The sequence below is a fragment of the Sulfuricurvum sp. genome (assembly GCF_023250475.1).
Taxonomy (GTDB): Bacteria; Campylobacterota; Campylobacteria; order Campylobacterales; family Sulfurimonadaceae; genus Sulfuricurvum.
This window is the reverse complement of record NZ_JAHFAQ010000066.1, coordinates 1-12,385: the sequence shown is the minus strand read 5'-3', so window position 1 is coordinate 12,385 and position 12,385 is coordinate 1. Positions and strand designations below refer to the sequence as shown.

At 42.2% G+C, this 12,385-nt stretch carries 13 protein-coding genes, 1 tRNA gene and 1 pseudogene; 7 read left to right on the top strand and 8 right to left on the bottom strand.

Features of this window, described 5'->3' with window-relative positions:
* The 3 genes and pseudogenes from Q0C19_RS07440 to Q0C19_RS07430 all read left to right on the top strand — a co-directional run.
* Positions 1 to 476 (top strand): annotated as a pseudogene (locus Q0C19_RS07440) (ABC transporter ATP-binding protein); the annotation flags it as partial.
* Positions 422 to 1,000: an ATP-binding cassette domain-containing protein gene (locus tag Q0C19_RS07435; RefSeq protein WP_295054618.1), complete on the top strand. Its 579-nt coding sequence runs from the start codon at positions 422 to 424 to the stop codon at positions 998 to 1,000. The pseudogene Q0C19_RS07440 and the gene Q0C19_RS07435, both read left to right, overlap by 55 nt.
* Before the next feature lie 11 nt (positions 1,001 to 1,011).
* Positions 1,012 to 2,088, top strand: a complete 1,077-nt coding sequence (locus tag Q0C19_RS07430; protein ID WP_295054615.1) for an AI-2E family transporter — start codon at positions 1,012 to 1,014, stop codon at positions 2,086 to 2,088.
* Between the two features lie 6 nt (positions 2,089 to 2,094).
* Here the strand turns inward: Q0C19_RS07430 and Q0C19_RS07425 are convergent, their stop codons facing one another.
* Together Q0C19_RS07425 and Q0C19_RS07420 are read right to left on the bottom strand one after the other, a co-directional pair.
* Positions 2,095 to 2,403 carry a hypothetical protein gene (locus Q0C19_RS07425; RefSeq protein ID WP_295054612.1) on the bottom strand — a complete coding sequence of 103 codons (309 nt, stop codon included), beginning with the start codon at positions 2,401 to 2,403 and terminating at the stop codon, positions 2,095 to 2,097.
* Positions 2,404 to 2,412: 9 nt separating this feature from the next.
* Positions 2,413 to 2,817 (bottom strand): hypothetical protein, encoded by a 405-nt coding sequence (locus tag Q0C19_RS07420; RefSeq protein WP_295054609.1) that lies wholly within the window; start codon positions 2,815 to 2,817, stop codon positions 2,413 to 2,415.
* A 149-nt stretch (positions 2,818 to 2,966) separates the two neighbouring features.
* Here Q0C19_RS07420 and Q0C19_RS07415 point away from each other — a divergent pair, with 149 nt between their 5' ends.
* Positions 2,967 to 3,611 (top strand): ParA family protein, encoded by a 645-nt coding sequence (locus Q0C19_RS07415; protein WP_295054606.1) that lies wholly within the window; start codon positions 2,967 to 2,969, stop codon positions 3,609 to 3,611.
* 29 nt (positions 3,612 to 3,640) lie between these two features.
* Positions 3,641 to 3,862 carry a hypothetical protein gene (locus tag Q0C19_RS07410; RefSeq protein ID WP_295054604.1) on the top strand — a complete coding sequence of 74 codons (222 nt, stop codon included), beginning with the start codon at positions 3,641 to 3,643 and terminating at the stop codon, positions 3,860 to 3,862.
* 11 nt (positions 3,863 to 3,873) lie between these two features.
* Here the strand turns inward: Q0C19_RS07410 and Q0C19_RS07405 are convergent, their stop codons facing one another.
* On the bottom strand, positions 3,874 to 4,143 hold the full coding sequence (locus Q0C19_RS07405) for a hypothetical protein (protein ID WP_295054601.1): 270 nt from the start codon (positions 4,141 to 4,143) through the stop codon (positions 3,874 to 3,876).
* 130 nt (positions 4,144 to 4,273) lie between these two features.
* Between Q0C19_RS07405 and Q0C19_RS07400 the strand changes: the two genes are divergently transcribed.
* Positions 4,274 to 5,650, top strand: coding sequence for a sensor domain-containing diguanylate cyclase (locus tag Q0C19_RS07400; protein WP_295054598.1), 1,377 nt, complete (start codon positions 4,274 to 4,276; stop codon positions 5,648 to 5,650).
* Positions 5,651 to 5,680: 30 nt separating this feature from the next.
* Here Q0C19_RS07400 and Q0C19_RS07395 read toward each other — a convergent pair whose 3' ends face one another.
* Entirely contained in the window at positions 5,681 to 6,211 is a 531-nt protein-coding gene (locus tag Q0C19_RS07395; protein ID WP_295054595.1) for a hypothetical protein, read from the bottom strand.
* On the bottom strand, positions 6,208 to 7,638 hold the full coding sequence (locus tag Q0C19_RS07390; RefSeq protein WP_295054593.1) for a HAMP domain-containing sensor histidine kinase: 1,431 nt from the start codon (positions 7,636 to 7,638) through the stop codon (positions 6,208 to 6,210). Before Q0C19_RS07390 ends, Q0C19_RS07395 begins: the two co-directional genes overlap by 4 nt.
* A 101-nt stretch (positions 7,639 to 7,739) precedes the next feature.
* Here Q0C19_RS07390 and Q0C19_RS07385 point away from each other — a divergent pair, with 101 nt between their 5' ends.
* Positions 7,740 to 9,800: a TonB-dependent receptor gene (locus Q0C19_RS07385; RefSeq protein WP_295054590.1), complete on the top strand. Its 2,061-nt coding sequence runs from the start codon at positions 7,740 to 7,742 to the stop codon at positions 9,798 to 9,800.
* 79 nt (positions 9,801 to 9,879) lie between these two features.
* On the opposite strand, the gene Q0C19_RS07380 is transcribed toward Q0C19_RS07385, so the two are convergent.
* The 3 genes from Q0C19_RS07380 to mraY form a co-directional block, all read right to left on the bottom strand.
* Positions 9,880 to 9,955, bottom strand: a tRNA-Phe gene (locus tag Q0C19_RS07380).
* Positions 9,956 to 10,019: 64 nt separating this feature from the next.
* Positions 10,020 to 11,228, bottom strand: coding sequence for a UDP-N-acetylmuramoyl-L-alanine--D-glutamate ligase (gene murD, locus Q0C19_RS07375; RefSeq protein ID WP_295054587.1), 1,209 nt, complete (start codon positions 11,226 to 11,228; stop codon positions 10,020 to 10,022).
* A complete protein-coding gene (gene mraY / locus Q0C19_RS07370; RefSeq protein WP_295054584.1) occupies positions 11,228 to 12,286 on the bottom strand; it encodes a phospho-N-acetylmuramoyl-pentapeptide-transferase in 1,059 nt (352 codons plus the stop codon). The genes murD and mraY overlap by 1 nt, the downstream gene beginning before the upstream one ends.
* Positions 12,287 to 12,385 lie beyond the last annotated feature (99 nt).

The following is a 12,385-nucleotide window of genomic DNA, read 5'->3' as shown; positions in this document are numbered from 1 at the left end:
TGAGGGGTGAGCGTTATTCCTATACCCTGTTTTTGAGCGGATTTGAGATTTTTCGAGCCCTTGGGTTGGTGATGGTTCTTTATTCGGATCTTAGTATAGGGCTGATGTTCGGCATCTTCGGCTATTTGTGGTTTATGATGACCCCGGTGCAGGATTTGCTCTCGATGCAATACAGCTTTGCGAACGCTAAAAATGCTCTTGCTCGGTTGAATGAACTTCTCTCTCTTCCGACCGAACCCTCTTTTGCGGGTTCTGAAAACCCTTTAGGGGAGACAAAAGCCCTCTCCATCCAAACGAAAAATCTTGTTTTCGGATACGATGAGAAAGAACCGGTGTTAAAAGGGGTGAATCTCAATATCGAATCCGGGCGTACCGTTGCTATCATCGGAGCAAGCGGAAGCGGAAAAGCACCCTTTCTCAATTGCTGGTCGGTTTTTATCCTCCGACATCGGGAGATATCCTCTATAACGGTGTGAGTGTCAATGCGATCGGCTTCTCAAAAGTACGGGATGAAGTGTTTGTTGTCTTGCAGCAGCCTTTGATGTTTAACGATACTCTCCGATTTAACCTTACTATGGGCGATGAGATCAGCGATGAGATTATTTTTAAAGCATTGAATATTGCGCAGCTTTTGGAGTTTGTCGCTGCATTGCCGATGGGGTTAGAGACGCAGGTGGGGAAATTCGGTATAAGACTCTCCGGCGGTCAGCGTCAGCGTCTCAGTATTGCACGGATGGTGTTGGCTAACCCGAAAGCGGTTATCTTCGATGAATCGACTTCGGCGCTTGATGTTCATACGGAGAATGCTCTGTTTGAGGCGTTGGAGACATTTTTGGCAGAGAAGACCGTTATTATTATTGCCCATCGTCTTAGTACGGTGACGCGTGCCGATTATATCTACGTGCTCGAAAACGGAGTGATTCTCGAAGAGGGGACGCGTGAAGTTTTAGAAGCCAAAGATGGAAGTTTTACCCATTTTATACACTCTCAACAGAGATAAGGAATACTCATATGCGACAAAATAATTTTTTACGATGGATTGGAATCGGGGCATTTATTCTGATTTTATGGCTCTTTTCCCCCTTCTTAAAAAGCTTTTTTGTCGCATTGCTCTTAGCTATGGCCGTTTCTCCTGTATATCGAATTGTTAAAGCTCGGATAGATGTTTATGATAAATTGAGAAATTTCGCTTCGGTGACATCCGCCGCCATTGTGACATTGGGACTCGCCCTTATCATTTTTGTTCCCATTTCGTTGTTCTTGTTTCAACTTCTTGACCACCCTGCCAATACGATGGAACTTATCCGTACTTTTACCAATCAAGTCGATTTGTTCAACACCCGTTTACCGTCGTATCTTGCTTGGCTCAAAGACCCTATCGATAATATAATCGCCCTCTCCAAACTGCATAAAGACGAGATTATCGCATTTATGGCTGGCTGGCTGGGCAACGGGCTAAAAACGTTTATGGCGATGCTCGGAGAGATGGCGATGATCGTTATTTTCTTTTTCTTTTTGATGTGGTACGGTCGTAGCATTACCCTGTTTCTCCTCCCGATTATCCCCCTAAAGCGCTCGATCAAGCGTGAATTCTTGGATGAGATGACAACGATGATCGCCGTAGTCTTTTATACGTTAGTCGGGGTGATGATCGCTCAGGGGCTAGCATTTGGAATATTCATCGCTTTTTTTGAAGGTTACAATGCATTGCTGCTCGGATTTTTAACGGGAGTTGCCTCGATTATACCGGTTGTGGGTACGGCATTGGTATGGATTCCGGTCGTGATACACGAGTATTTTCAAGGGAATATTATGAATGTTCTGATCATATCGATCTATTCGTATGCAATGATGGCATTTTTTATCGACAACATCGTCAAGCTGGTGATTTTGAATTTTGTAAACCGTACCCTCAGTCGCGGAAAACCCCGTATCAATGAGTTTGTGATCTTTTTTTCCATTGTGGGGGGACTGGCAACATTCGGATTCTGGGGAGTTATTTTAGGACCTGCTATCGTCGCCTTTACGGTGACAACGCTTAGAACAATGCGAAAAACAAACCGTTCATCCTCCCATGAGAGAGGATGAACGGTTTCAAATCGCTTTTAGCTCTCTGACTTCCTCACGTAATTTAGCAAGCTCTGCCATGATCGCGGTAATCTCGTCGGCGGATTTGTCCTCACCGCCGTGTGTGTAGCGCTCAATGGTGGATTGAACATTTTGGGTCAATGCATCAAGTTTATTTTTTGCTTTGTCAATCAGTGCGTTATGATCGATATTGAGATTTCCTTCGAGTTCATGGATCTTATCGACGATTTCGTCTTGATGTTTGAAAAGATAGTATCCCGCGATACCACCGAGTGCGGCACCGACGATAAAAGTCAGGGTGTTGTTTTGGTTCATTGTATGCTCCTAGGAATTATTTTTTTTCTTGAAAAATTGAGAGATGGCGCCGATAGCAAGTGATCCCATCGTAACTTTTGCGATACCGTTGGAAGCTTTAAGGGCAAGTTCTTTGGTCTCATCATGGAGATATGAGATCAAATCGTGTAACTCGTGCAATGAGAGTTTTGATTTTTCACTCAGGGATCTTGTCTCCTGTTTAAGATTGATAAGGAGTTCGTTGACTTCGTGGAGAGTCAACACCGCTTTTGTCGAGAGGAAACTGAGCTCATTTTGAACGTGAGTCATAAAATCCTGTATTTTCAGCATTGTTTTCATGGAATTGATTCCTATCAAAACAATTACCATTGTGATGAATACCATACATATCGCGATAATCCCGACAAATAAAGTAAGTAGCTGCTGCTCAGTCATAATAGTTCCTTTCGCGATAATGTTAATTATACTCCTCTTTTAGACAATATGGTGAATCAATATTTAATTTCGGTAGTTCTTTCTTTTGAGTATTTTTAAGTATCTAAAATATATACTTTCAATATCCTATAAATATATAAGGCATATCTATGATACTGACTTTATCGCATCAAAAAGGGGGAGTCGGCAAATCTACGGTTGCGTGGAATCTTGCCGTATATTTCTCCGGTATTATCCAAACGCGGATTGTCGATCTTGATACTCAGCGCTCTCTTACCGTGACCAATGCGCTGCGTCATGAACAGGGGCTCTCCCCGATACCGATGATCCATTTTAACACCGCCGAAGAGTTGGCGGAATATGCGGCGGCCGATTCGGACGATGTTCTTACCATTATTGATTCGGGGGGATTTGACAGTGCCTTTAATCGTGTCGCCATCATTGCATCGGATTTGCTTATCACCCCTGTGAGTGATAAGCCATTTGATCTTATGGGTTTGCAAAAATACGAAGAGATACTCAAAAGCCTCTCGGTGATACAAGGTGAGACGATCAAAACGCATATCCTTTTTAACAATATCAATCCGGGAATGAAACGCTTCGGCGAGCTGGTCGATTTTATCTGTATGTCGGAACATTTTGAACTGATGGTTTCGATCCTTCGGCAGCGTGTCGATATCGCCCATTCGGTCGGGGAGGGCAAGAGTATCAAAGAGTATCGGATTTTTAGCAAAGCCGATCAGGAAATGGATGAGCTTATCTCGGAAGTAAAATCCATATTAAATATAAAATAAATATCTAAAATATATATAAAGGATATAAAATGGCAAAAAAAAGTTTTCTACAAAATATTGAAAAAGTAAAAAGTTCTGCAGCTATGAGCGAGAGAGAAGAGAGTGTAAAAAGTGATAAGGAGAAGAAAAAGAAACTGATTACGATACCGACGGTATGGGAGGATAAAATTCGACAATTTCACGGTGGAACCGTTAGTGCCTACATCCTAATTGCTCTCCAAGAACGGATGCAGCGTGACGGACTAATCTAAACACGGATATTTTATTCACTATCCGCAGGCTCGAAGGAGTACCATTTTTTATCATTTTCGGTATTTAAACCTGTACTATTTATATGATCGAGCAAGTTTTTAATCACTTTAATATTTTGAACCATTTTAGTATCGGTTGAATGTTTGGATTTATTGCTATCGCGTATAGCATTATCGTGCATTTGCATCGGCTGGAGAGGTATCCATTTTTTTTCTGAATTTTCAGCACATAAGGTTGTCGTTATTGCAATAACGGATAATAAGATCCCAATACCTTTCATGACCTCTCCCGCACTGAGATTGTAAAATCGCCATCATACCAAAGTATAACCTTTGAGAATAAGAAAATTTATACTATTTGTACTACAATCGTATCCATAAAATACTAAGAGAGTATAAAAGTGAGTTTATGTGATTAAAATTATAAATAGTGAAGAGTTCTCCTATTTTCTTCGGATCAATAGAAATGAAATTATCAAAATTTGGATGAATAAAAATGAGGTGCAAAATGTACTTCATCGACACTCGCTGCCGGTCATAGAAAAGAATACCCATCTTTTTTATGAGTTCTGCGATTGCTTCATCAGTGTTATTGAATGGCGCGCAACCGTTTCAGAATGCCAAGTTAAAATAGAATTTTTGCAACTTTTGAATAATTACAACATCACTATAGCGGATCTGTTTACACTCATAATAAAACTAAAAAATGCCATAGAACAGGTTATTTTTGAAAATGGGAATCTCTCCTATGCACTTCAAAGCGAAATCGATTCACTGACGTTGCGGATGGCAAATGACTTGGCCGCTAATTTTGAAACGATAATAAGCAGTAACAGTAATTATAAGAGCGAGAATACCAATCTTTTAGCGGAATATAAAAAAGCGGTTGATTTAAGCAATATTGTCTCGAAAACGAATCCAAAAGGGGTAATAACCTATGTTAATGACAAATTTTGCGAGATATCGGGATATACACGCGATGAACTCATAGGAAAACCGCACAACATTATTCGACATCCGGATATGTCCAGAGAAGCGTTTAAAGATTTATGGGACACCATCAAAGCGAAAAAAAGCTGGAACGGCGTTGTAACCAATATGAAAAAAGACGGCGGGCAGTACATTGTCGACACAACGGTCATACCGATATTGGACGTTGACGGAGATATTGTAGAATACATAGCGGTTCGGCACGATATAACTGAGCTCGAACAAACCAAACAGCAGTTGAGAAATATCAACAAAGCAATGAAAAACAAAGTTGACGAACTCTATTCTATGACCAATACGTTGGAACAAAAAGCGTATAAAGACAATCTGACCGGGATAAATAACCGGGAAAATTTTGAAGACATCTTCAGTCTAGAGATCGCCAATGCGAAACAGAATAATATCACCCTCAGTTTGATTATTTTTGACGTTGATAATTTTAAACTGGTCAATGATACTTTCGGGCATCAAGCAGGCGACATCATTTTAATAGATTTGGTAGATCTTGTTTCGGATAACATTAAAAACGGAGATATTTTCGCACGTTGGGGAGGGGAAGAGTTTGTCATATTAACCCCTTCAACAGACCTTGCCGGTGCTTGCAATTTAGCCGAAAACTTAAGAAAACTCGTTCAGCTGCATTCGTTTAGCTATGTCGAAAATCAGATGACGTTGAGCTTTGGTATTGCACAACTCTCCAGTGAAGATACCAAAAAAACATTGTTTGAAAAAGCGGACGGGGCATTGTACGAAGCGAAAAAGAACGGCAGAAACAGAGTAGAAGTTTATACGGCTTAATTGTGAAAGTGGATACTTTCGAGGAAGCGGTTAATAGGGTTGAGAAAGTTTCAAGAAACCGTACTCAAAGGTAAACGGTACCTGCTTGAGCGTAGTGAGGTTAATATACGGTTTGACGCTTCTACCGATGTAAAGCGAAACGGCAGCCCCCTTTTGCAGCAGTAGGGGATCAAAGGCAAACGTCAATGTTTTAGTCTGACGAGCATGTTCTAACAGGGGGGAAAGGATACTTTCTTCCGGATCCAAAAGTAAAAAAAAGCCATGTACATTTCTGATCTCCAATGCCTCTTTCGGCGAAACGATGGAGAGGGTAAGTGTATAATTGCTAAGAACTCCACCGTATTGACGATCAATCATCTCTGATAATCGTTGTGCGGCCTCTTTGTTTGAGGGTGCCGTAATAATGACAAAGTTTACGGTCGATTGAATACGTTCTTTGGTCCCTTTTTCCATCAAGGCGACTTTGGGAAACAGTTTTGCCCCTATCTGCAATAGTGTCGAATCATACGTTGTCCCCCAGAGGAGAAACGGCATGAAAAAGAGAAGAATTGATTTTTTCATGGTTGTCTAAGCGCCATAGCCAATATAAATCGGGCACCTACCTCGGTATTGCTCACAGTGAGAGACCCTTCGAAATGTTGTTCAATGATGACTTTGGACATATAAAGACCGATACCCGTACCTTTGTTATGCAGTTTGGTTGTAAAATAAGGTTCAAAAATACGCTCAACTATCTTGGACGGAACTCCCCCTCCCGTATCGCTGATATCGATATAAAGATGGTATTCATCACAATGCAATGTAACTTCGATCTTTCCGCCTGCCAGCTTTTGTTTGCTTTTAATGGCGTCCTGGGCATTATTGACAATATTCAAAATAACTTGCTTGAATTCGTTAACAACACCGAAAATTTCTTTGTCACAATTTTGATGTACAAGATAGGTTATGTTGGCATAGCGAAGTTGTTCACTTAAAAGGGCAAATATTTCATTAATGGGTTGGACGGGATCGAAATAAAGACACTCTTTATCCATATTGAAAAAATTTCTAAAATCATCGATCGTATTTGACATAAAAGCCAGATTATTATTAATAAGGGCGCTGTTTTTTTCAATTTCGTCATCTTTGAGCAAGCCAAGTACCCGTTTCATATTGATATCAGCAATTGCCAAGCCGATAATATTCAAAGGTTGACGCCATTGATGGGCAATACTCTCTATCATCTCACCCATTGCCGCAAGGCGTGACTGGTGAACCAGGAGCTGTTCTTTTTCACGACGTTTGATAATTTCGTTTTCAACCCGATGCTCAAGCTCATTGTTGATCTGTTCCATTTGACAACGGTAGTTGTCGATGGTTTCGAGCATTTTATTGGCAGAATGGGTAATGGTCGTGATCTCAGTATTTGTATTATTGTTTTTGAACGGTTCGGTATCTTTATCAATGGAATAGTTTCCCATCCAATTTGATAAAAGACGAAGAACAAAAAACTGTTTCTGAAAATAGAAATAGGTGATGGAAAAAATGAGGAGTGCAAACAGCGAGAGAAGGATGAGCTGCATAAAAAGTTTAGTTTGAAGATCGTGCACGAAGTTATTGGAATAACTGATGACAAGGGTTGCTTGTGTTTGATGAGTGATCGAATCGATCACAGGGGTCGAGAAGGTAATCGTCTCTTGCATTTTGGAATGGGGATAGCGCTGCTTAAAAAGAACAGTATTGTTCGCATCGGTTAGCGATACATACAAAATATTAGGGTTTTGAAAAAAAGTACGCAGGGTATCGCTGAGCATCTCTTGCTGATCGAATGTCAGATAGGTGGAAATGATCGGTTTGAGCGTTTGGGTCACCAACTCGATTTTTGCTTTTTCGCTTTCGTTGAGAACCGAAGAGACATTGATTTGAATAAAGATAAATATGGGGGCGATGACTGCGATGTAAAGCAGCCAGAATACCCATGCGAATTTTCCGATAAGCGAGTGTGTCATCCTAATCCAATGTGTAGTAACATAAATTGATACTATATAAGTAATAGTTAATTTATGATTAACTTAGGTACAATTTACCTATTAAGTATAAGAGATTGTTGATGAAATTTTACTACGTTTTAATGGGTGTTTTTTTCTTTTCCTGTTCGGTTGACGCTTTTGATGATGATTTTACTTCTATGTTAAACGAAGTGACGGGTATCGCTACCAAAACTAAACTCAATATAGATTATCAGCCCTCAGTCGTTTCTGTTTTACATGCCGATAAACTTAAAAAAATCGGTGTCCGTAATCTGCATGAAGCGATAGGGATTCTTCCGGGGATTGAAACATCCATATTGCATACGGGATGGAAGCAGGTGATTATCCGAGGCGCTCACAATCCCGATACGTTTGTTTTTGACAAATATAAGCTCTATATCGACGGGGTGGATGTCGGGAGCGATCTATACAGCACGAGCTATTTCTATCTCGATTTTCCGGTGGAGTTGATCGACCGTATCGAAGTGCTTCGCGGATCGGCATCAACGATTTACGGTCCGGGGGCATTTAGCGGAGCGATCAACGTCATTACCAAAAGTTCGCAGACCGGGGATGGTGATGCCGTATTCGGCTCGGTAGGGAGTTATGATTACACCAAAGCCGGATTTGTCAAGCATCTCAATATCGGTCAATGGAATATCGGAATCGACAGCTATCATCAGCACAGCAATAAAACAGTAGATGCCGGTAGGGCGTTTGTAGCGGCCCAAGAGGCGTCCTATGCGCGGTCGGACTATAATAGTCTGGAGAATTTTGAAGATTACTCCATCGGTGTTACGGCTAAAAATAGTGATTTTACCTTGATCGCACGATATAAATCCGAAGTGACGGACAACTTTTACGGATTGAATGAAACGCTTGAACCTGTTTTCGGCGGTTATCAGCGTAATCACAGCGGTATTGTCGAACTTCAAAATAGACACGCTCTCGATCATGATCTGCATTTGGATACAAAAGTTGGGGTGAACTATTACGATTTTACGTTTGACTCAACCGTGTATGAAGATTACGGCGGAAGCGGTCTGATTTTTCGTATAAACCCGACCTACCGGCAATTAAACTCATATATCGATATGAACCTCAAAGGGGAAAATATCGAGAACCATGAGTGGATGCTCGGGGTCGGTGCACAAAAGATCAATACACTGAAAAATGTCTTTGGAACTACACTTCGAACGCAATTAGACGGAGGGCCTTTTATCATTTCCGACGCGTTGGCTTATCTGGACGGACAATACGGTTTTTTGAACGGCGACAATGATCAATGGATTAAATCCGTCTATTTTCAGGATATCTATTCTATCAATGGCGATTGGGATATTTCTGGCAATATGCGACTGGATGATTATTCATTGTTTGAGAAAATGTTCAGTTACCGTTTGGGTTCGGTCTATCGACTGGATGAGGGCAATATTGTAAAAGCGGTTTACGGACGCTCATACAGAGCTCCTTCTTACGTGGAAGCATTTCAATCGGTGCAGGACGGATTAAAAAACGGAAATGCGAATTTGACTCCGGAGTTGATAGATACGTACGAATTGGCCTATACGCATAAGAATCAAAATACAATTTTACGAACCAACCTGTTTTACTCGATTATGCAGGATGTAATTGACAGAATTGAGCATGAACCCCCTTCTTTTCCCGGGGATTACGCCAATCATAGACAGCGCAATGCCAAAGGCTTAGAGCTGGAGTTTACTCGCCGTTTCGGGAACGGGTCCGAATTAATGGCGAATTTATCGTATGTCAGAACCGAGTATTTTACTCCCGATTATTACCATCCGGTCGAAGTGCAAAGTCCTGAAATCTCTGAAGTGTTAAGTAAAGGATATTTTATTTATCCGCTGTCGCAGGCGTTGAGCATCAACACGGCTTGGTACTACAACGGTCCTAAAAATGGGTATTCTCGTAACAATACCGGCAACGCACAGACTTTCGATGCTACGATGGTCATCGATGAAACCGTTGCGTATGATATCGATGAATCTTCGACGGTGACATTGAGTGCAAAAAATCTGTTTAATGAACCGGTGATTTATCCATCGTATCAAGGGAAGCATGAGGGTATACGACGTGAAGGACGTAATTGGCTAATAACGTATGAAAAAAGATTTTAAAAAAAAGGTACAAACAAACGTCTATCTTTGAGTGTAGGAAAGATCTGATGTTTTTAATTTCGGGAGTTTTAAAACGTGGTGGTGGCCAATCTCGGAATCGAACCAAGGACACAATGATTTTCAGTCATTTGCTCTACCGACTGAGCTAATTGGCCACGTTTGTGAGGACGAAATTATAGCTAGGTAAGCTTAAAAATAAGCTTAAATCTCATGAAGCGACTATTTTGTCGCTTTTGCAAGCTCTTTAAAGAGATTTCCGCGTTGAGCGTATGAGGTAAATTGATCTAAACTTGCCGCTGCAGGAGAGAGCATCGCGATGCTGTGACGGTTGTGTTTCTTGCTGATACGCTCTACCGCCACATCGAGAGTGTGACAGAGGGTGCAGGGGATATCATACTGCTTGCAGAGCGCTTCAAGACGCAGAGCGTTGGCTCCGATAGCGTAAACACTTACATCGTAGCGTTTAAGGGGTGTAAACAGCTCTTCTAGCTCTACCCCTTTATCATCCCCGCCGAGAACCAAATGGATCGGATAATCGCTATAGGTGCGAAGGGCAGCGAGGGTCGCGTCGATATTGGTCGCTTTGGAATCGTTCACCCACAGGCGGTCACGCCCGTCACGAAACTCTTCTTGACGGTGGGGATCAAGGATGAAAGCATTGATACGGTCATAATCGCATCGGTCATAGAGGATTTTATCAATCCCCATGGCAATCATGGCATCCATCAAGAATGCCCCTTTGAATTTGATTTTAGAGGCGTCAAACCCAAAATACTCCGCAAGATCTTTCTCATCTTCATAGACGATTTTAAACCCTTTTGTCGGAGTATCGGCAAACATCTTCGGTAAAATAATTGCTTCTCCCTCTTTCATCATAGAGAGAGGTTTGAGTTTGGCATCATAATAGGCCTCCATACTTCCGTGCCAGCTGACATGATCAGGGGTGACCGGTAGGAGGGCGTAGATGTTGGGACGGGCAACATTATTGTAGTGCATGCTAAACGAACTCGTCTCTAAAATCCAGATCGGAGCATCGGGGGAGAGATCGGCGAGCGGGGTTCCAATATTACCGCCGCTGATGGCCCCTTTATCACTAAGGAGGTGTTCAACCATTTGAGTAGTGGTTGTTTTTCCGTTGGTGCCGCTGATCCAGATCGAAAACGGCATTTTCGGGGCAAAAAAATCGTATTCGCTGATGAGGTGGCTAGCCTGCTGTATCAGAGGATGTGAGGGGGGAAACCCCGGCGATGGTATTTCATGGGTAAAGAGGCGGGTGTCAAATTCGCTGATAGGTTTAAGGTAATTTCCCTCTTCATCTACCGAAGAGACGGCAATTTTATCATCGAAAAAAGTACAGGAACCGAAGTGTTTGGCAATAGCTCGGGTCGTTTTACCGTACCCGAAACAGGCGATATTTTGTTTTTTCATTAGCGAATCTTTAATGTGATGAGTGCGAAGATATTGGAGAGGAGCGAGATGATCCAGAAACGGACGATGATTTTGTTCTCCGCCCATTGTTTCATCTCAAAGTGGTGATGGATCGGCGCCATTAAAAAGACCCTCTTTTTCCGAAGCTTGTAGCTTCCGACCTGCAAGATGACCGATACCGTTTCGATGACGAAAATGAGGCCGATAAGGATAAGGAGGATTTCGCTTTTTCCGATGATGGCCATGTAGGCGATGAAAGCACCGATCGTAAGGGACCCGCTGTCACCCATAAATACTTGTGCGGGATGGCAGTTGTACCATAAAAAACCGAGCAGTGAACCGATGAGGGCGCTGGCGATGATGACCACCTCTCCCGCAGGAATTTTCGGCATCAAAAGATAGTGGGCCAAAGCGGCATTACCGACGATATAGACGATGATACTCAACGAGAGGAGTGCAAAAATCGAGGGAACCGTTGCGAGTCCGTCGAGTCCGTCGGTGAGATTGACGGCATTGGAGGTGGCGATCATAACGAATACCCAAAACGCAACGCTCCAAAATCCCATATCAAAAAGACTTGATTTGATAAACGGAAGATAAAATCCGGTATCGAGCTTGGCAACATAGATCAAAAATAATCCGATGGTGACCCCGAAAACAAGCTGCAGTCCAAGTTTGGCACGCGCACTAAGTCCAGCGAGGTTATCTCCTCCACGTATTTTCCCCCAGTCGTCGGTAAATCCGATATAGGCGTAGAATACCAATGTCAGGAGCCCGCCGATGACAAACGGATTCATGATGTTGACGGTGAGCAAGGATGCGATAATCGTGGAGGCGACAAAAACGATTCCCCCCATAGTGGGAGTTTTAGCTTTTCCCTGATGGGCGCTGACGTATTCATTGATCGGCTGAACGCGGGCCGAACGCTGAGCCCAGGCGATAAAGCGGGGCATAAAAAATAAAGTTAGGAGCATTCCGATGAAAAAAGCGACCCCGGCACGGAGGGTGATGTATTGAAATAGATTAATTCCGAGGGCTTTGTGAAACCAATATAACATTCTATGAACTCTTTATGATTAAATTTTAAAAGCAATGCAAAAGTGACATTTTAATATAATCCCCCCAAAGTTTGATTAAGTGAAGGAGCCAATTTGAGC